This window comes from Rhizobium ruizarguesonis, assembly GCF_012349115.1.
Classification (GTDB): domain Bacteria; phylum Pseudomonadota; class Alphaproteobacteria; order Rhizobiales; family Rhizobiaceae; genus Rhizobium; species Rhizobium ruizarguesonis.
This window is the reverse complement of record NZ_PQIG01000035.1, coordinates 1-19627: the sequence shown is the minus strand read 5'-3', so window position 1 is coordinate 19627 and position 19627 is coordinate 1. Positions and strand designations below refer to the sequence as shown.

Annotated in this window: 20 protein-coding genes; 18 read left to right on the top strand and 2 right to left on the bottom strand. The window is 61.5% G+C overall.

The window, feature by feature from the left end:
- Positions 1–51: 51 nt before the first annotated feature.
- Positions 52–543, bottom strand: a complete 492-nt coding sequence (locus C3Y91_RS04475) for a hypothetical protein (RefSeq protein ID WP_024320365.1) — start codon at positions 541–543, stop codon at positions 52–54.
- 314 nt (positions 544–857) lie between these two features.
- Here C3Y91_RS04475 and sdhC point away from each other — a divergent pair, with 314 nt between their 5' ends.
- The 18 genes from sdhC (at position 858) to C3Y91_RS04385 (ending at position 19091) form a co-directional block, all read left to right on the top strand.
- Positions 858–1253: a succinate dehydrogenase, cytochrome b556 subunit gene (sdhC, locus tag C3Y91_RS04470; RefSeq protein WP_024320364.1), complete on the top strand. Its 396-nt coding sequence runs from the start codon at positions 858–860 to the stop codon at positions 1251–1253.
- 10 nt (positions 1254–1263) lie between these two features.
- Complete coding sequence (gene sdhD / locus C3Y91_RS04465; protein WP_018069073.1) at positions 1264–1644, top strand: succinate dehydrogenase, hydrophobic membrane anchor protein; 381 nt, start codon at positions 1264–1266, stop codon at positions 1642–1644.
- A gap of 6 nt (positions 1645–1650) precedes the next feature.
- On the top strand, positions 1651–3492 hold the full coding sequence (gene sdhA / locus C3Y91_RS04460; protein WP_024320363.1) for a succinate dehydrogenase flavoprotein subunit: 1842 nt from the start codon (positions 1651–1653) through the stop codon (positions 3490–3492).
- An 18-nt stretch (positions 3493–3510) separates the two neighbouring features.
- Positions 3511–4290, top strand: a complete 780-nt coding sequence (locus tag C3Y91_RS04455; protein WP_003567268.1) for a succinate dehydrogenase iron-sulfur subunit — start codon at positions 3511–3513, stop codon at positions 4288–4290.
- A gap of 346 nt (positions 4291–4636) precedes the next feature.
- Positions 4637–5152, top strand: a complete 516-nt coding sequence (locus tag C3Y91_RS04450; RefSeq protein ID WP_011653815.1) for a protease inhibitor Inh/omp19 family protein — start codon at positions 4637–4639, stop codon at positions 5150–5152.
- A 47-nt stretch (positions 5153–5199) separates the two neighbouring features.
- Positions 5200–6363, top strand: a complete 1164-nt coding sequence (zapE, locus tag C3Y91_RS04445; RefSeq protein WP_018069071.1) for a cell division protein ZapE — start codon at positions 5200–5202, stop codon at positions 6361–6363.
- Positions 6364–6540: 177 nt separating this feature from the next.
- Positions 6541–7503: a malate dehydrogenase gene (gene mdh, locus C3Y91_RS04440; protein WP_003543522.1), complete on the top strand. Its 963-nt coding sequence runs from the start codon at positions 6541–6543 to the stop codon at positions 7501–7503.
- A 34-nt stretch (positions 7504–7537) separates the two neighbouring features.
- Positions 7538–8731, top strand: a complete 1194-nt coding sequence (gene sucC / locus C3Y91_RS04435) for an ADP-forming succinate--CoA ligase subunit beta (RefSeq protein WP_168575081.1) — start codon at positions 7538–7540, stop codon at positions 8729–8731.
- Between the two features lie 8 nt (positions 8732–8739).
- Entirely contained in the window at positions 8740–9231 is a 492-nt protein-coding gene (locus tag C3Y91_RS04430) for a DUF1579 family protein (RefSeq protein ID WP_018482679.1), read from the top strand.
- A 13-nt stretch (positions 9232–9244) separates the two neighbouring features.
- The gene (gene sucD, locus C3Y91_RS04425) at positions 9245–10147 is read left to right on the top strand and encodes a succinate--CoA ligase subunit alpha (RefSeq protein ID WP_012759277.1); all 903 of its coding nucleotides are present in this window, start codon (positions 9245–9247) and stop codon (positions 10145–10147) included.
- 172 nt (positions 10148–10319) lie between these two features.
- Positions 10320–13304, top strand: a complete 2985-nt coding sequence (locus tag C3Y91_RS04420; RefSeq protein WP_024320361.1) for a 2-oxoglutarate dehydrogenase E1 component — start codon at positions 10320–10322, stop codon at positions 13302–13304.
- Positions 13305–13319: 15 nt separating this feature from the next.
- Positions 13320–13628, top strand: coding sequence for a YciI family protein (locus C3Y91_RS04415; RefSeq protein WP_018069066.1), 309 nt, complete (start codon positions 13320–13322; stop codon positions 13626–13628).
- A 39-nt stretch (positions 13629–13667) separates the two neighbouring features.
- Positions 13668–14945, top strand: coding sequence for a 2-oxoglutarate dehydrogenase complex dihydrolipoyllysine-residue succinyltransferase (odhB, locus tag C3Y91_RS04410; RefSeq protein WP_018069065.1), 1278 nt, complete (start codon positions 13668–13670; stop codon positions 14943–14945).
- 13 nt (positions 14946–14958) lie between these two features.
- Positions 14959–15708, top strand: a complete 750-nt coding sequence (locus tag C3Y91_RS04405; protein ID WP_130665206.1) for a DUF4241 domain-containing protein — start codon at positions 14959–14961, stop codon at positions 15706–15708.
- Complete coding sequence (locus C3Y91_RS04400; RefSeq protein ID WP_012759272.1) at positions 15705–16235, top strand: hypothetical protein; 531 nt, start codon at positions 15705–15707, stop codon at positions 16233–16235. The genes C3Y91_RS04405 and C3Y91_RS04400 overlap by 4 nt, the downstream gene beginning before the upstream one ends.
- Positions 16232–16984, top strand: a complete 753-nt coding sequence (locus tag C3Y91_RS04395) for an SDR family oxidoreductase (RefSeq protein ID WP_024320359.1) — start codon at positions 16232–16234, stop codon at positions 16982–16984. The genes C3Y91_RS04400 and C3Y91_RS04395 overlap by 4 nt, the downstream gene beginning before the upstream one ends.
- Before the next feature lie 98 nt (positions 16985–17082).
- A complete protein-coding gene (lpdA, locus tag C3Y91_RS04390; RefSeq protein ID WP_168575080.1) occupies positions 17083–18489 on the top strand; it encodes a dihydrolipoyl dehydrogenase in 1407 nt (468 codons plus the stop codon).
- 101 nt (positions 18490–18590) lie between these two features.
- On the top strand, positions 18591–19091 hold the full coding sequence (locus C3Y91_RS04385; protein ID WP_024320357.1) for a cytochrome b: 501 nt from the start codon (positions 18591–18593) through the stop codon (positions 19089–19091).
- A gap of 69 nt (positions 19092–19160) precedes the next feature.
- Here the strand turns inward: C3Y91_RS04385 and C3Y91_RS04380 are convergent, their stop codons facing one another.
- On the bottom strand, positions 19161–19559 hold the full coding sequence (locus C3Y91_RS04380; RefSeq protein ID WP_024320356.1) for a hypothetical protein: 399 nt from the start codon (positions 19557–19559) through the stop codon (positions 19161–19163).
- Between the last annotated feature and the right edge of the window lie 68 nt (positions 19560–19627).

Below are 19627 nucleotides of genomic sequence, written 5' to 3'. Positions count from 1 at the left end.
TAGCCTTGTCAGCGAAGCCGGAGCGGAATTCCGCACTCTCGGCATCATGCGCTAAGGCCGGATGACGCAGACATTGGCCTCATAGGCGCAGGGATCGTCCTGCACCGCGATATCGATGACTTTCGCCTTCGGTGCCAGTTGCTCAGGCCGTGCTGTGGGATAGAAGCCATAGCCGTCGCCGCCGACATAGGTTCCGCCATCGGCCTGATAGACGTAAGAAGAGCCGGCATAGGTGCCGCCACCACCACCCTGCGCCTGGGGTACGACGACGATGAGATTGTTGCGGGCGAAGCGATTGGTCGCCGGCGATGAAAACTGTTTCAGGAACGGCATCCGTTCTTTGCGGTTCCGATATCGATAGGCGTTGTCGGAACGGATGCCGCGATCGCGCCAGCCGATACGTTCGCCGAGGAGTAATCCGCCGTGGAAAGCGTGACGATGGCCGGGAAAGCGATGATCGCTGCGGCGGTCGCCGGCTTCGGCGGGAAGTGCAGCAAGCGCGGACAGGGCAAGCAGGGCGACTGCGGACAGACTTCGAAACATGGGTGGCCGGCCTCCGGAATTCCGATCCCTAACAAATCGTTAACGCCAGATTGCGCCAAAAGCCGAAGCTTGTCCATTCGGGCCGGAGAAACAGCGCAAAATTTGAGCGGAAAGGGCCAGTTTTGTTAGCCCGCAAACTTCCCGGTAACGCGAATCGATTAAATTAAAAGCAGACAGCGATTGTGCTTGTCGTCGGCGTTCTCGGTGATTAAACGTCGCAATTGATGCAACGCACACAGAGAAATTTGTCATTCGTGTGGTTGACTGAGCATGCTCCGAATTCGGGAGCGCAGAATAGCCGCCGCGAGGTTCTGATGGCGAATGTGACAAATAACCGGCCTCTGTCGCCGCATTTGCAAATTTACAAGCCTATCCCCACCATGATCATGTCCATCGTCCACCGTATCACCGGTGGCGCCCTCTATGTCGGCACGATCCTCGTCGCCTGGTGGCTGATCGCGGCGGCAAGCGGCCAGGGTTCTTATGACTGGGCCAACTGGGTGCTCGGCAGCCTTCTCGGCAAGCTCGTGCTTCTCGGCTACACTTGGGCGCTGCTGCACCATATGCTCGGCGGCTTCCGCCACTTCATGTGGGATCTCGGCTACGGCTTCGGGAAAGAGTTCTCGACCAAGCTCGCCATCGCCAACATCGTCGGGTCGCTCTGTCTGACCGTGCTGGTCTGGGTGATCGGCTTCCTCATTCGCTTCTGAAGGTCCTCTCATGGATATGCGCACCCCCCTCGGCAAGGTTCGCGGGCTTGGCTCCGCCAAGGACGGCACGGACCATTTCTGGCGCCAGCGGCTGACGGCCGTCGCCAATGTTCCGCTCATCCTCTTCTTCGTCTTCTTCATGCTCGCTTATGCCGGCGCGCCCTATGCGGATGTGGTTCGCGCGCTGTCGAACCCCTTCATCGCGGTCGTCATGGCACTGATGGTGATCTCCGGCGTCATCCACATGAAGCTCGGCATGCAGGTCATCATCGAGGATTACGTGCATGGCGAGTTCGGCAAGATCGTTCTCCTGATGCTGAACACGTTCTTTGCGATCCTGATCGCCAGCCTCTGTCTCTTCGCCATTCTGAAAATCGCATTCGTAGGATAAGCTGATATGGCACCGACTTCACCCGCCCAGAATGGCAAGGCCTACAAGTATGTCGATCACTCCTACGACGTGATCGTCGTCGGCGCCGGTGGCGCCGGGCTGCGCGCCACGCTCGGCATGGCCGAGCAGGGTTTCCGCACGGCCTGCATCACCAAGGTATTCCCGACCCGGTCGCATACGGTCGCGGCCCAGGGTGGCATCGCCGCCTCGCTGCGCAATATGACGCCGGATAGCTGGCAGTGGCACCTCTACGACACCGTCAAGGGTTCCGACTGGCTCGGCGACGTCGACGCCATGCAGTATCTCACCATGGAAGCGCCGAAGGCGGTCTATGAGCTCGAGCATTACGGCGTGCCGTTCTCGCGCAACGAAGAAGGCAAGATCTATCAGCGCCCGTTCGGCGGCCACATGCAGAATTACGGCGAAGGCCCGCCGGTACAGCGCACCTGCGCCGTTGCCGACCGTACCGGTCACGCCATCCTGCATACGCTCTACGGCCAGTCGCTGCGCAACAATGCCGAATTCTTCATCGAGTACTTCGCGCTTGACCTGATCATGTCGGAAGACGGCAGCCGCTGCACCGGCGTCGTCGCCTGGTGCCTCGATGACGGCACGATCCATCGCTTCGCCGCCAAGATGGTGGTGCTGGCGACCGGCGGCTACGGCCGCGCCTATTTCTCGGCAACATCAGCCCATACCTGCACCGGCGACGGCGGCGGCATGGTGGCGCGCGCCGGCTTGCCACTGCAGGACATGGAATTCGTTCAGTTCCACCCGACCGGCATCTACGGTTCGGGCTGTCTGATCACCGAAGGCGCGCGCGGTGAAGGCGGTTACCTCGTCAACTCCGAGGGCGAGCGCTTCATGGAGCGTTACGCGCCTTCGGCCAAGGACCTTGCCTCGCGCGACGTCGTTTCGCGCTGCATGACGCTGGAAATCCGCGAAGGCCGCGGTGTCGGCAAGGCGAAGGACCACATCTTCCTGCATCTCGACCACCTCGATCCGGCCGTTCTTCATGAACGCCTGCCGGGGATTTCCGAGAGCGCCAAGATCTTCGCCGGCGTCGACGTCACGCGCGAGCCGATCCCGGTTCTGCCGACCGTTCACTACAATATGGGCGGCATTCCCACGAATTATTGGGGCGAAGTGCTGAACGCCGACGGTGCCAATCCGGAACGGATCATTCCCGGCCTGATGGCTGTGGGTGAAGCCGGCTGCGCCTCGGTGCACGGCGCCAACCGCCTCGGCTCCAATTCGCTGATCGACCTCGTGGTCTTCGGCCGCGCCGCTGCGATCCGCGCCGGCGAGGTGATCGACCGCGCCGCGCCGATCCCGCATCTCAATGTCGCAGCCTGCGACAAGATCATGGACCGCTTCGACGGTCTGCGTCATGCCCGCGGCGGCACGCCGACGGCGGAACTGCGCGAGAAGATGCAGCGCGCCATGCAGGAAGACGCCGCCGTCTTCCGCACGCAGGAATCGCTGGAATCGGGCTGCCAGCGCATCTCGGCAATCTGGGGCGAGATGAAGGACATCAAGGTCACCGACCGTTCGATGATCTGGAACTCCGACCTTGTGGAAACGCTTGAGCTGCAGAACCTGATGGCCAACGCCATCACGACGATCTACGGCGCCGAGGCCCGCAAGGAGAGCCGCGGTTCGCATGCCCGCGAAGACTATACCGAGGGTGCATTCGCCGGCCGCGACGACGTCAACTGGCGCAAACACACGCTCGCCTGGGTGAACGAGGCGGGCGAGGTCAAGCTCGACTACCGGCCGGTCCATACCGAACTCATTGCCGAAGGCATCGATCCGCACAAGATCGAGCCGAAGGCTCGCGTGTACTGATCTCAAGAGGAACCGGACATGGTTGAACTCGCTCTCCCTAAGAATTCTCAGATGCGCGAAGGCAAGGTCTGGCCGAAGCCGGCGGGTGCCAAGAACACCCGCGAATTCCGCGTCTACCGCTGGAGCCCGGATGACGGTCAGAACCCTTCTATCGATACCTTCTATATCGATGTCGACGACTGCGGGCCGATGGTGCTCGACGGTCTGCTCTACATCAAGAACAAGATCGACCCGACGCTGACGCTGCGCCGTTCCTGTCGTGAGGGCATCTGCGGCTCCTGCGCGATGAATATCGACGGCACGAACACGCTCGCCTGCACCAAGGGCCTCGACGATATCAAGGGCGCGGTGAAGATCTATCCGCTACCGCATCTGCCCGTCGTCAAGGATCTGGTTCCCGACCTCACCAACTTCTATGCCCAGCATCGTTCGATCGAGCCATGGCTGAAGACGGTGTCGCCGGCGCCGGCCAAGGAATGGAAGCAGAGCCATGAGGACCGGCAGAAGCTCGACGGCCTCTATGAATGCATCCTCTGTGCCTGCTGCTCGACCTCCTGTCCGAGCTACTGGTGGAACGGCGACCGCTATCTCGGTCCGGCCGTTCTGCTGCAGGCCTATCGCTGGCTGATCGATTCCAGAGACGAGGCGACCGGCGAGCGCCTCGACAATCTCGAGGATCCATTCCGCCTCTATCGCTGCCACACGATCATGAACTGTGCGCAGACCTGCCCGAAGGGCCTCAACCCGGCCAAGGCGATCGCCGAAATCAAGAAGATGATGGTCGAGCGCCGGGTTTGATCAGCATGCATTCCGATGGCGGAATCGACGGCTTCGATCCCGAAGCCGTCACCTATGTCACGTCGGCCCGGTGTAATCCTTCTGCAGGATGCACCTGAGCGCTATTCCGAGACATTGCGCGAGTTCGACAGGGATCCTGACAGAGATGAACGCGCGCAACACCTTGCTGACAAATTCTATGTGCAGGAAGTTTTGCAGCGGGACAGTTGAACTGTATCGTTTTTCGGTTAGTTGTTGTCACGGGCAATTTATGCAGCACGACTTGATTAACCAAATCGAATTACGATAGTCGGACTTGTCTCACGCCCGTTTCTTTACGGCGATAGCCGAATTCAGGAGTATGATGATGCAGTTGCGATATGCGATGACAGGTCTGGTGGTGGTTCTGTCGCTAGCCGGTTGTCAGCGTACGGCATATGATTACAGCTCCAACGCCAGTGCCGGTCCGGCGCCGTTGACGGCGCAGCCGGTGCCCTCGGTGCAGGGCGGGCAGCTTCCACCGCCGACCGGCGGCTCGCAGTTTCCGGCCGCGCCGACGACGACGGCGCCGATGCCGGGCGCTGAGCCTGGTGCAATGGCCGCGAATGCGCTCGATATCACCAAGGAATCGATGGTCGGAAGCTGGCGCGTCAACGGTAGCTGCGACATGTTCCTAACGCTCACCAATCTCGGCAGCGGTTCGCGCGGCGGAACGCGTGGCTGTGTCGGCGAGCTGACGGCGATGGGCTCCTGGGAGGTCGCCGGCAAGCAGGTGCTGCTCAAGGACCGCTCGGGCAACCAGCTCGGCAGCGTCTACAAGACGGCCGACAACCGCTTCCAGGGACAGACGAGCACAGGCCAGTCGATCAGTCTCAGCCGGTAAATGTTCCGGCGGGTCTCCGCCGTTGACTGACATGCGGATATGCCCTCATGCAACCAATGCCGGATTATGCGCTCAGCGTCTGCGAACAGCTTAAAGCGCTGACCGCATCGGGCGCCCTTCAGGCCGATTCTGCCCAATTGGACGTGGCAAAGAGCCTCGACCGGGTGCTCGCCGGTCTGAAGCAGCGGCGGCCGGCGGCAAAGTCGAGCGCGCTCGGCTGGCTGTTTGCCGCCAAGAAGAAATCGGCCGACGGCATCAAGGGGCTTTATATCCACGGCAGCGTCGGGCGCGGCAAGACCATGCTGATGGACATGTTCTTCGCGATGGCGCCGTGCAGGAAGAAACGGCGGGCGCATTTCCACGAATTCATGGCGGATGTGCACAACCGCATCGCCGCGCACCGGCTGAAGCTCAAGAACGGTGAGACGAGGCAGGCAGATCCGATGCCGCCGGTCGCCGCAGCGCTTTACGACGAGGCAGAACTGCTTTGCTTCGACGAGTTCACGGTCACCGACATCGCCGATGCGATGATCCTGTCGCGGCTGTTCTCCGAGCTTTTCGCGCGCGGATGCGTGCTGGTCGCGACCTCGAACGTCGAGCCCGACAATCTCTACGCGGATGGTCTCAATCGCGGCCTCTTCCTGCCCTTCGTTGCCTTGCTCAAGCAGCATGTCGATGTCGTTACCCTGGATTCGTCGACCGACTACCGGATGGAGAAGCTGAGCAGCCAGCCGGTCTACCTGGTGCCGATCAACGAGCATAACGACATGGCGATGGATGCGTCCTGGACGCAGGCGCTGCATGGGCGCAAGGCGCAGCCGCTGGATATCCCGATGAAGGGGCGCCACATCCATGTGCCGCTCGCCGTCGACCGCATGGCGCGGTTCTCTTTCGCCGATCTCTGCGACAAGCCGCTCGGGGCGGTCGACTTCCTGGCCATCGCCGAACGCTTCGATACGGTCTTCGTCGATCACATTCCATTGCTCGGGCCGGAAAAGCGGAACCAGATCAAGCGATTCATCATTCTGGTCGATACGTTCTACGATCATGCCGTGCGGCTTTACATTTCCGCGGCGGCCATGCCGGAGGAACTGCTGCTGCACCGCCGGGGCACCGAGGGCTTCGAATTCGACCGCACGGCATCGCGCCTGTTCGAGATGCGCAGTGCGGAATATCTTGCGCTGCACCATGAGAAACGCGCCGCAGAGTAACAATTCAGTGACAGAATGTCTTACGTTTACGTAAGAATTTTTGTATCTAAACGATTGAAAACGCTGCATCAAAAATAATGAATTGCCATTTTTTGGCTTTGGGTCTATGCGATTGCGTCATTGGGCGGTGCCTTGCGCGACCGTTCGACGAATTTGATCGCAAAGGAAACAGCGAAAATGGCGCGTAACAAGATCGCACTCATTGGTTCTGGCATGATTGGTGGCACGCTGGCGCACCTCGCCGGCCTGAAGGAACTGGGCGACATCGTTCTCTTCGACATCGCGGACGGCATTCCCCAGGGCAAAGGTCTCGATATCTCCCAGTCATCGCCGGTCGAAGGCTTCGATGTCAATCTGACTGGTGCCAGCGACTATTCCGCGATCGAGGGCGCTGACGTGTGCATCGTCACGGCAGGCGTCGCCCGCAAGCCCGGCATGAGCCGCGACGATCTTCTCGGCATCAACCTCAAGGTCATGGAGCAGGTTGGCGCCGGCATCAAGAAGTATGCGCCGAACGCCTTCGTGATCTGCATCACCAACCCGCTCGACGCCATGGTCTGGGCGCTGCAGAAGTTTTCCGGTCTTCCGGCCAACAAGGTCGTCGGCATGGCTGGCGTTCTTGACTCCTCGCGCTTCCGCCTTTTCCTCGCCAAAGAATTCAACGTGTCCGTCCAGGACGTCACAGCCTTCGTTCTCGGTGGCCACGGCGACACGATGGTGCCGCTCGCCCGCTACTCGACGGTCGGCGGCATTCCGCTCACCGATCTCGTCACCATGGGCTGGGTCACCAAGGAGCGCCTCGAAGAGATCATCCAGCGCACCCGTGATGGCGGCGCCGAAATCGTCGGCCTGCTGAAGACCGGCTCGGCCTATTACGCCCCGGCCGCCTCGGCGATCGAGATGGCCGAATCCTACCTCAAGGACAAGAAGCGCGTTCTGCCCTGCGCGGCCCACCTCTCCGGTCAATACGGCGTCAAGGACATGTATGTCGGCGTTCCCACCGTCATCGGCGCCGGCGGCGTCGAGCGCATCATCGAGATCGATCTCAACAAGACCGAGAAGGAAGCCTTCGACAAGTCCGTCGGCGCCGTCGCCGGTCTCTGCGAAGCCTGCATCAACATCGCGCCTGCCCTGAAGTGATTGGCGCTGAAGTAATCGAAATAGGGATAGACCCATGAACATTCATGAATATCAGGCCAAAGCTCTGCTGAAGGGCTATGGCGCCCCGGTTGCCGAGGGTGTGGCTATTCTCAAGGTTGAAGAAGCCGAAGCTGCCGCCAAGTCGCTTCCCGGTCCGCTTTACGTGGTCAAGAGCCAGATCCATGCCGGCGGCCGCGGCAAGGGCAAGTTCAAGGAGCTCGGCCCTGACGCCAAGGGCGGCGTTCGCCTCGCCAAGTCGATCGAGGAAGTCGTTTCCCACGCCAAGGAAATGCTCGGCAATACGCTGGTGACCGCTCAGACGGGCGACGCCGGCAAGCAGGTCAATCGCCTGTATATCGAGGACGGCGCCGACATTGCTCGCGAACTCTATTGCTCGATCCTTGTTGATCGCTCGGTCGGCCGCGTGGCCTTCGTCGTCTCGACCGAAGGCGGCATGGACATCGAGGCCGTCGCCCACGACACGCCCGAGAAGATCCACACGATCGCCATCGATCCGGAAGCCGGCGTGACGGCTGCCGACGTTGTTGCAATCTCCAAGGCTCTTCAGCTCGATGGTGCTGCTGCTGAAGACGCCAAGACGCTTTTCCCGACGCTCTACAAGGCCTTCGGCGAGAAGGACATGGCTCTGCTGGAGGTCAATCCGCTGATCGTCATGAAGGATGGCCACATGCGCGTCCTCGATGCCAAGATGTCTTTCGATGGCAATGCGCTCTTCCGTCACGACGACGTCAAGACGTTGCGCGACGAGACCGAGGAAGACGCCAAGGAAATCGAGGCCTCGAAGTGGGACCTCGCCTATGTCGCGCTCGACGGCAATATCGGCTGCATGGTCAACGGCGCAGGCCTTGCCATGGCGACGATGGACATCATCAAGCTCTACGGCAAGGAGCCGGCCAACTTCTGTGACGTCGGCGGCGGCGCCGGCAAGGAGAAGGTTGCTGCGGCTTTCAAGATCATCACCGCAGACCCCAAGGTCGAGGGCATTCTCGTCAACATCTTCGGCGGCATCATGAAGTGCGATGTCATTGCCGAGGGCGTCATTGCTGCGGTCAAGGAAGTCGGTCTCAAGGTTCCGCTCGTCGTGCGCCTTGAAGGCACCAATGTCGAGCTCGGCAAGAAGATCCTGAACGAGTCGGGTCTGGCGATCACGGCGGCCGACGACTTGGACGATGCGGCCAAGAAGATCGTCGCGGCGATCAACGGCTGAGAACGATCATGGCCTTCCAGTCCACGCCCTCCGCTGCTCATTTCCGCCTCAACGCCTTCGCCGGCGTGTGGGAAGGGGATGAGCGTGTCGCGGCGTCGGCGTGGACGAGTGAAGGCAAGGCCAGTGCTGAGTTTTCCGGCGAGGCGTTGTTCGGCGGGTTCTTCCTCGAGCAGCGCTATCGCCAGACGCGCGATGGTGCTGTTTCGTTCGAGGCGCGAAATGTTTTCGGCTTCGATGCTTCGGACAAGACCTACAAGCTCTACCAGTTCGACACCGCAGGTTTTGCGCCGCCCGTGCCGGCGTCCGGCGAGTGGAACGGCAATGAGCTTGTGCTGATGAAGACTTCGCCGCGCGGCAGCCAGCGCACCGTATTCACATTTGAAAATGAAGACTGCTACCGGATGGGCGTCAGCTTTTCGCCTGCAGGCAGCGATACTTGGCAGGAGGTCGTCAGCGGCGTCTATCGTCGTGCGTCCCCCACGTCTTCCAACCTCTCCTAAACAAAGGCCTCGCATGTCCATTCTCGTCAACAAAGACACCAAGGTTCTCGTTCAGGGCCTAACCGGCAAGACCGGCACGTTCCACACCGAACAGGCGCTCGCTTACTACGGCACCCAGATGGTCGGTGGTATCCACCCGAAGAAGGGTGGCGAAACCTGGACCGGCGCGAAGGGCGAAAGCCTGCCGATCTTTGCAACCGTTGCCGAAGGTAAGGAAAAGACCGGCGCCAACGCGTCCGTCATCTATGTTCCGCCGGCAGGAGCCGCCGACGCGATCATCGAGGCGATCGACGCCGAGATCCCGTTCATCACCTGCATCACCGAAGGCATCCCGGTCATGGACATGGTGCGGGTCAAGGCTCGCCTCGACCGCTCCAAGTCGCGCCTGCTCGGCCCGAACTGCCCGGGTATCCTGACGCCGGAAGAATGCAAGATCGGCATCATGCCGGGCTCGATCTTCCGCAAGGGTTCGGTCGGTATCGTTTCCCGCTCGGGCACGCTGACCTATGAAGCCGTGTTCCAGACCTCCAATGAAGGTCTCGGCCAGACGACGGCCGTTGGCATCGGCGGCGACCCGGTCAAGGGCACCGAGTTCATCGACGTCCTGGAAATGTTCCTGGCCGATGAAGCCACCCAGTCGATCATCATGATCGGCGAAATCGGCGGTGCGGCTGAAGAAGACGCGGCCCAGTTCCTCAAGGACGAAGCCAAGAAGGGCCGCAAGAAGCCGATGGCTGGCTTCATTGCCGGCCGTACGGCGCCGAAGGGTCGCACTATGGGCCATGCCGGCGCAGTGGTTTCCGGCGGCAAGGGCGATGCGGAATCGAAGATCGCGGCGATGGAATCGGCGGGCATCAAGGTATCGCCCTCTCCGGCCCGTCTCGGCAAGACGCTGGTTGAAGTCCTCAAGGGCTAAGCCACCTATATAGACCGGGCGGAGGAACGGCATCTGCGCCTTCCGCCCGGCCTCGACGACACGAGACCAGCAGATGCGCCGCGGACAGGCGGCAATCGGAATGCGGCAGCCGGCCGTCAAGCCGGCAAATTCATCAAAGTCAGGAGGCGGACGGAAGCGTCCGCATATCACGATGGCACGGCAAGAAGCCAACGAGCAGTTTCAGATCACCTCGTTTCTGGATGGCGCCAACGCTGCCTATATCGAGCAGCTCTATGCGCGGTACGAAGAAGATCCGGCATCGGTCGACGATCAGTGGCGGTCCTTTTTCAAGGCGCTGGAGGAGGATCCCAGCGATGTGAAGAGAGCGGCCAAGGGCGCTTCCTGGCGCAAGAAGAACTGGCCGCTTCAGGCAAGCGGCGATCTGGTATCGGCTCTCGATGGCGACTGGGGCATCGTCGAGAAGGTGATCGAGACCAAGGTCAAGGCCAAGGCCGAAGCTCAGGGCAAGCCTGCCGACAGCACCGAGGTGCTGCAGGCGACGCGCGATTCCGTGCGCGCCATCATGATGATCCGCGCCTACCGCATGCGCGGCCACCTGCATGCCAAGCTCGACCCGCTCGGCATCGCCGCTCCCGTCGACGACTATCACGAGCTGTCGGCGGAGAATTACGGTTTCACGGCCGCAGATTACGATCGCAAGATCTTCATCGACAACGTGCTCGGCTTGGAATACGCGACCATCCGCGAGATGATCGAAATCCTCGAGCGCACCTATTGCTCGACGCTCGGCGTCGAATTTATGCATATCTCCAATCCGGAAGAAAAGGCCTGGATTCAGGAGCGCATCGAAGGACCGGACAAGGGTGTGGCCTTCACGCCGGAAGGCAAAAAGGCGATCCTTGCCAAGCTCGTCGAAGCCGAAGGCTACGAACAATTCCTCGACGTCAAGTTCAAGGGCACGAAGCGTTTCGGCCTCGACGGCGGCGAATCGCTGATCCCGGCGCTGGAGCAGATCCTCAAGCGGGGCGGCCATCTCGGCCTCAAGGAAGCCGTGTTCGGCATGGCCCATCGCGGCCGCCTGAACGTGCTCTCTCAGGTCATGGGCAAGCCGCACCGGGCGATCTTCCATGAATTCAAGGGCGGCTCGGCCGCTCCCGACGAGGTCGAGGGCTCAGGCGACGTCAAGTACCATCTCGGTGCCTCCTCCGACCGCGAATTCGACGGCAACAAGATCCACGTTTCGCTGACGGCGAACCCGTCGCATCTCGAAATCGTCGATCCCGTCGTCATGGGCAAGGTCCGCGCCAAGCAGGACATGAACGCCACCGTCTGGGAAGGCGACATCATCCCGCTTTCCGAGCGCGCCAAGGTGCTGCCGCTGCTGATCCATGGCGATGCGGCCTTTGCCGGCCAGGGTGTCATTGCCGAAATCCTCGGCCTTTCCGGTCTGCGCGGTCACCGCGTCGCCGGCACCATGCATGTTATCATCAACAACCAGATCGGCTTCACGACCAACCCGGCCTTCTCGCGCTCGTCGCCTTATCCGTCCGACGTCGCCAAGATGATCGAGGCGCCGATCCTGCACGTCAACGGCGACGATCCGGAAGCAGTGGTCTATGGGGCGAAGATCGCCACCGAATTCCGCATGAAGTTCCACAAGCCTGTGGTGCTCGACCTGTTCTGCTACCGCCGCTACGGCCACAATGAAGGCGACGAACCGTCCTTCACGCAGCCGAAGATGTACAAGGTGATCCGCGCCCACAAAACCGTGCTGCAGCTCTATGCGGCCCGTCTCGTCGCCGAGGGCCTGCTCACCGAAGGTGAAGTCGAGAAGATGAAGGCCGACTGGCGCCTACATCTCGAACAGGAATTCGAGGCCGGCCAGCAGTACAAGCCGAACAAGGCCGACTGGCTGGACGGCGAGTGGTCGGGCCTGCGCACGGCCGACAATGCCGACGAGCAGCGCCGCGGCAAGACCGCAGTGCCGATGAAGACGCTGAAGGAGATCGGCCGTAAGCTCTCTGAGGTCCCGGCGGGCTTCAACGCGCACCGGACGATCCAGCGCTTCATGGAAAACCGCGCCAACATGATCGCCACCGGCGAGGGTATCGACTGGGCGATGGCCGAAGCGCTCTCCTTCGGCGCGCTCTGCGTCGAAGGCAGCAAGATCCGTCTGTCCGGCCAGGATTGCGAGCGCGGCACCTTCTCGCAGCGCCACTCGGTTCTCTACGATCAGGAAACCGAAGAGCGCTACATCCCGCTCGCCAATCTTTCACCGACGCAGGGGCGCTACGAAGTCATCAATTCGATGCTTTCGGAAGAGGCCGTGCTCGGTTTCGAATATGGCTATTCGCTCGCCCGCCCGAATGCGCTGACGCTCTGGGAAGCGCAGTTCGGCGATTTCGCTAACGGCGCGCAGGTGGTCTTCGACCAGTTCATCTCGTCGGGCGAACGCAAGTGGCTGCGCATGTCCGGCCTCGTCTGCCTGCTGCCGCACGGCTATGAAGGTCAGGGTCCCGAACACTCCTCGGCCCGCCTCGAGCGTTTCCTGCAGCTTTGTGCGGAAGACAACATGCAGGTCGCCAACGTCACGACGCCGGCGAACTACTTCCATATCCTGCGCCGGCAGCTGAAGCGTGACTTCCGCAAGCCGCTGATCCTGATGACGCCGAAGTCGCTGCTGCGCCACAAGCGGGCGGTCTCGACGCTTGCCGAAATGGCCGGCGAGTCTGCCTTCCATCGCCTGCTCTGGGACGATGCCGAGGTGATCAAGGACGGCCCGATCAAGCTGCAGAAGGACAACAAGATCCGCCGCGTCGTCATGTGCTCCGGCAAGGTCTATTACGATCTTCTCGAAGAGCGTGAAAAGCGCGGTATCGACGACGTCTATCTCTTACGTGTCGAACAGCTCTATCCGTTCCCGGCAAAGGCGCTGATCAACGAGCTGTCGCGCTTCCGCAACGCCGAGATGGTCTGGTGCCAGGAAGAGCCGAAGAACATGGGCGCATGGTCGTTCATCGACCCCTTCCTCGAATGGGTGCTCGCCCATATCGACGCGAAGTACCAGCGCGTCCGCTATACCGGCCGTCCGGCCGCCGCCTCGCCGGCGACGGGCCTGATGTCCAAGCATCTGTCGCAGCTCGCCGCATTCCTCGAGGATGCATTGGGCGGTTAAAACAAGGGGGGCGCAATGGCTTATTTCTTTCTGAGATTGCAGCCGCCGCGCGCCACTTTCCCACATGACGGGACCGGGGAGGAAATGGCGGCGATGAAACGCCATGCCGAATACTGGCATCGGAACGCTCTTGCGGGATCGGCGATCATCGTCGGCCCCGTCTTCGAGGGTGAAGGCGCCTGGGGCATGGCGATCGTCGAGGTCGAGGATCAGGCGGCGGCGCAGGTTCTTGCCGACGGCGATCCGATCATCGCTTCCGGTTTCGGTTTCCGCTTCGATATCCTGCCGATGCCCTCGATCATCTCGCGGCCGCCTGCCGTCTGAAACGCATAAACGAAAACACACGAAATCAGGATCTGAACAATGGCCACAGAAATCCGCGTTCCAACTCTCGGTGAATCCGTCAGCGAGGCAACCGTCGGCACCTGGTTCAAGAAGGTCGGCGACGCCATCAAGGCCGACGAGCCGATTCTCGAGCTTGAAACCGACAAGGTGACCATCGAAGTTCCAGCACCCGCCTCCGGCACGCTTTCGGAAATCGTCGTTGCTGCCGGCGAGACCGTCGGCCTCGGCGCGCTGCTCGGCCAGATCGCCGAAGGGGCTGCCGCTGCTGCCGTGCCTGCTGCTGCTGCACCGGCCGCCGCGCCTGCTGCTCCGGCTCCCGCCCAACCGGCCGCTGCTGCTCCGGCCCAGCCGGCAGTTGCCGCCGCTGCTGCGTCGTCCTCGAGCGCCTCCGTCTCCACCATGCCGCCGGCACCGGCAGCTTCGAAGATGCTTGCCGAAAACAACCTTTCCGCCGATCAGGTCGACGGCAGCGGCAAGCGCGGCCAGGTGCTGAAGGGCGACGTCATCGCCGCCGTCGCCAAGGGCATTTCCGCTCCGGCGGCCGCCCCCGCGGCAACGCCTGCCGCCGTGCGGGGCCCGTCGACGGTCGAGGATGCCTCGCGCGAAGAGCGCGTGAAGATGACGCGCCTGCGCCAGACGATCGCCAAGCGCCTCAAGGATGCGCAGAACACCGCCGCCATGCTGACCACCTACAATGAGGTGGACATGAAGGCGGTCATGGACCTGCGCAACAAGTACAAGGACATTTTCGAGAAGAAGCACGGCGTCAAGCTCGGCTTCATGGGCTTCTTCACCAAGGCGGTGACGCATGCGCTGAAGGAACTGCCGGCCGTCAACGCCGAAATCGACGGCACCGACGTCATCTACAAGAACTACTGCCATGTCGGTATGGCCGTCGGCACGGACAAAGGCCTCGTCGTTCCCGTCATCCGCGATGCCGACCAGATGTCGATCGCCGAAATCGAGAAGGAACTCGGCCGTCTTGCCAAGGCAGCCCGTGATGGCTCGCTCTCCATGGCCGACATGCAGGGCGGCACCTTCACCATCACCAATGGCGGCGTCTACGGTTCGCTGATGTCTTCGCCGATCCTCAACGCGCCGCAGTCCGGCATTCTCGGCATGCACAAGATCCAGGAGCGGCCGGTTGCGATCGGCGGCCAGGTGGTCATCCGTCCGATGATGTATCTGGCGCTGTCCTACGATCACCGCATCGTCGACGGCAAGGAAGCGGTCACCTTCCTCGTGCGCGTCAAGGAAAGCCTGGAAGATCCGGAACGTCTGGTTCTCGATCTCTAAGGGAGCGCTTTCGATGCGGAACCGGATCATGCGAGCGGCGCGCCTTCTTCTTTGCGCTGCCGCCGCGCATAATCCGGCCGCCGCATCGGCTGCGGGCTGGGATATCGGCAAGGCAAGCAGCAATTTCGACCTGGTGGCGCTCAGCGATGCCGAACTTTCCGGCCGGTCGATCGGCGTCATCCATATGGGCAATGTGGAGCTGACATCGGGGCGCATCGTTGCGGCCGATCCGCTGGCCCAGCCCGACCGTCCAGCACTCGCAAGAACGGTTGCGCCTGGCGAGTATCCGGTAACGCTCTACCAGGCCTTCGGGCGCGTCGCCGCCGCCAGCATGCGGTTTGCCGAGGGCAAGCCGGATCGTTGGGAGCTTGCGGTCCTGCCCGGGCAGGACCCGGCGACGCTGAAGGACGGCGAGATCTTCGGTTATCCCGTCGATGCCGGCCTCGGCTGTTACATGGACGCCGATACGCTTGATCTGATCGGAGAGCGCGAAAAGCAGGTGCAGGCGCAGAAACCGGATTCCGACGTCAACTATTACGACGACGTGCTGGCGTCGGACCTGGAAGCCAACAAGGACATCTATGCGCTGCACCGGCCGGTCGCCGACAAGAAGGGCAATGTTGCGGTGTTCTGGAGCGGCTGGGGCGACGGTTTCTATCCAGCCTTCTGGGGGCTCGATAGGGATGGCCGTGCGCTGGTGCTGCTGACGGATTTCAGCGTTGTCGAGAACGCCGACGGGCGGAGGGAGCCGAAGCTGCAATGAGCGGAAGGATCAGGATCACGGCGAGACGGAAAGGCGTGGCTGCAATCGCAGCCGCCGCGTTTTTCGTCGTTCCGGCCTCCACCTTCGGTGCCGCATGCAAGCAGGAGCAGGCTGTCTATGTCGATCGCGATGGTGCCTATGAATTGCGCTTTGCACCGCTGAATTCTCCATCGGCGGCCGCCAGCAACCAGTTCAAGGTCAGCGCGCTGAAGACACCTGTCGTGATGGAAGGTTATGTCATGCCGTCGGAAGATCCGGTGCGCGCCATCGGCATCCTGATGTTCAACTGCCCCGAGGGGGATGCGACCGGCGCCGATCTCAATGCCTGCACGGTCTGGCAGGGCGCCGTCTATGGCATGGATGCCGAGGGCGAGATGGACAATCTGCAGCCCGAAGGCGCTGAAGCGGCTGAAAAGCTCGTGCTTCCCGGCCTTGGTCCCGCCATCCGCGAATCCAGCGCCTGGGGCGAGGGCAAGGCCGTGGTGGCACCGTGGGACGTGCTGACATTCAAGGAGTGTGCGACATGAGCGATACACCTGTTGTTCTCATTACCGGCGGAAGCCGGGGTATCGGCGCCGCGGCTGCACGGCTCGCGGCGCGCCAGGGCTGGCGTGTCGCGGTGAACTACGCCGCCAACCGTCAAGCCGCGGATGCCGTCGTGGCTGCGATTGTCGAGGATGGCGGCGAGGCCGTGGCGATCCAGGGGGATGTCGGCAAGGCTGCGGATATCGTCTCGATGTTTACGACGGTCGACCGGCATTTCGGCCGGCTCGACGGGCTCGTCAACAATGCCGGCATCGTCGATTATCCCCAGCGCGTCGACGAGATGTCGGCGGAGCGGATCGAGCGCATGCTGCGCGTCAATGTGACAGGCTCGATACTCTGCGCCGCAGAGGCCATACGTCGCATGTCGAGCCGGCATGGCGGGCAGGGCGGGGCGATCGTCAACATCTCGTCGATGGCGGCGATCCTCGGTTCGGCGACGCAGTATGTCGATTATGCCGCCTCGAAGGCGGCGATCGACACCTTCACCGTCGGGCTGGCGCGCGAGGTCGCAGCCGAGGGTATCCGCGTGAATGCGATAAGGCCCGGCGTCATCGAAACCGACCTTCATGCCTCCGGCGGCCTGCCGGATCGGCCGCGGGAACTGGCGCCGTCGATCCCGATGCAGCGCGCGGGCACGCCCGCGGAGGTGGCGGATGCGGTCCTCTATCTTCTGTCACCTTCGGCTTCCTATATCACCGGCGCGATCCTCAATGTGAGCGGCGGCCGCTAGAACGACAGGGCGAAAAACAGCCTGCAATATATTCTCGAATTCCACGGCCAGATATCGCGCGCGGCCGATTAAACGAAAAATCCAAAGGGAAAGAAGCAATGTCCTACGATGTGATCATTATCGGAACCGGCCCGGGCGGCTATGTCTGCGCCGTCAAGGCGGCCCAGCTTGGCCTCAAGGTCGCCGTCATTGAAAAGCGGGCGACCTATGGCGGCACCTGCCTGAACGTCGGCTGCATTCCGTCGAAGGCGCTGCTGCATGCCTCCGAAATGTTCCATCAGGCCGGCCACGGGATGAGCGCGCTCGGTATCGATGTCCCGGCGCCGACGCTCAATCTCGGCAATATGATGGCCCACAAGGATGCGACGGTGAAGTCGAATGTCGACGGCGTCGCCTTCCTCTTCAAGAAGAACAAGATCGATACCTTCCAGGGCACCGGCAAGATCGTCTCGGCCGGCAAGGCCTCCGTCATCGCCGAAGATGGCAAGGTGCAGGAGATCGAAGGCAAGAACATCGTCATCGCCACCGGCTCCGATGTCGCCGGCATTCCCGGCGTCCAGGTCGAAATCGATGAAAAGACCATCATCTCGTCCACCGGCGGCATCGCGCTGGAGAAGGTGCCGGAAACGCTGATCGTCGTCGGCGGCGGCGTCATCGGGCTCGAGCTCGGTTCCGTCTGGTCGCGCCTCGGCGCCAAAGTCACCGTCGTCGAATATCTCGACACCATCCTTGGCGGCATGGACGGTGAAGTCTCCAAGCAATTCCAGCGCATGCTGGCCAAGCAGGGCATCGATTTCAATCTCAGCGCCAAGGTTACCGGCGTCGAAAAGGGCGACAAGGGCGCCAAGGTCACTTTCGAGCCCGTCAAGGGCGGCGACAAGGTGACGCTCGACGCCGAAGTCGTGCTGATCGCCACCGGCCGCAAGCCCTATACGGCGGGCCTCGGCCTCGAAGAAGCCGGTGTGACGCTCGACAATCGCGGTCGTGTCGAGATCGACGGTCACTTCAAGACCAATGTCGCCGGCATCTATGCGATCGGCGATGTGGTCAAGGGTCCGATGCTGGCGCACAAGGCGGAAGACGAGGGTGTGGCGCTTGCCGAAATCCTCGCCGGACAGCATGGCCATGTGAACTACGAGGTCATTCCGAGCGTCGTCTATACCCAGCCGGAAATCGCTTCCGTCGGCAAGACCGAGGAAGAGCTGAAGGCGGCAGGCGTCGCCTACAAGGTCGGCAAGTTTCCCTTCACGGCGAACGGCCGGGCGCGCGCGATGCTGGCAACGGACGGCTTCGTCAAAATCCTTGCCGACAAGGAAACCGACCGGGTGCTCGGCGGCCATATCGTCGGCTTCGGCGCCGGCGAGATGATCCACGAGATCGCCGTGCTGATGGAGTTCGGCGGTTCGTCGGAAGATCTCGGCCGGACCTGCCACGCGCATCCCACAATGTCGGAAGCGGTGAAAGAGGCTGCGCTCGCAACCTTCTTCAAGCCGATCCATATGTAACCTTACATATTCGTAACAAAGCATACAGCCGCTTGCCGGAAGGCAGGCGGCTGTTTTAATTGTTGCGTATCGTTGAGTTCAGCATCCGCGAAGGTACAGAAATGCAGCAGCCGTCCATCATGAGTTACAGCCTGAGCCAGCGTTTTCTTCATTGGGCCGTGGCGCTGCTGATCTTCTTCAACCTGCTGTTTCCCGATGGCATGAATATCTGGCATCGGCTGATGCGCAGGGGCCAGGTGCCAACGCCGGAGCAGATTTCATCGGCGAATATCCATGCCTATGTCGGCATCGCCATCCTGCTGCTTGCCGTCCTCAGGCTCGGGCTGCGTTTTACCAAGGGCGTTCCGGATGAGATCGCGCAGGAGCCGGTGATCTTCCGTCTTGCAGCGAGGCTTGCCCATGCCGGCCTTTACATCCTGATCTTCGCGATGCCGCTTTCCGGCATCGCCGCCTACTATTTCGGTATCGATCCCGCCGGTTCGTTCCACGCGGATGTGCTGAAAATCATTCTCTGGGCGCTGATCGCGGCGCATGTCGCCGGCGCCCTCGTCCATCAGTTCTATTGGAAAAGCAATGTTCTGCGCCGCATGACGCTCGGCTGACCGCCGGCATAAGCGATCACATGCGCCTTGGCCCGTTAATCGATGAGGTGGCACAAATGGGAGTTTGATTTAGCTTATAGTTGGTTCGCAACGCATCCCGTTCCATGGAAAAGACGCCTTCCCTCCGTCACTCCAGTTTCCTTGGAATTCGGAGAAATCCGATGTGAAGGTTATAACCAGATTCCCGTGGCCATACTTGTCTTGCCAAACGAGATTGCGCGTTAAATCATTTCCATCACCGTCGTCGCTCGGCTCAGCCAGCAAGCCCGTGACAGTCTGCCCTTCCTCGAAGAATACGTAGCTTCCGCTTATCTTGCCGTCTGTGACACTCGGACCGAACGTCGTCTGCGCCTCTGCCATGATGCCGTTCGACAGGAGCTGCCCGCAATATTTCCCCAGCGGAAATCGATTGCTCTGGGTGGCGGTGGCGATGCATGGGATACTGGAAGCGGCAAGAATCGCGACCATTCGTAAACTGCGACTAGAGCATGCTGTGATTTAGCGGAATCTGGGATTCGCAAATCAGTTTGAATGTG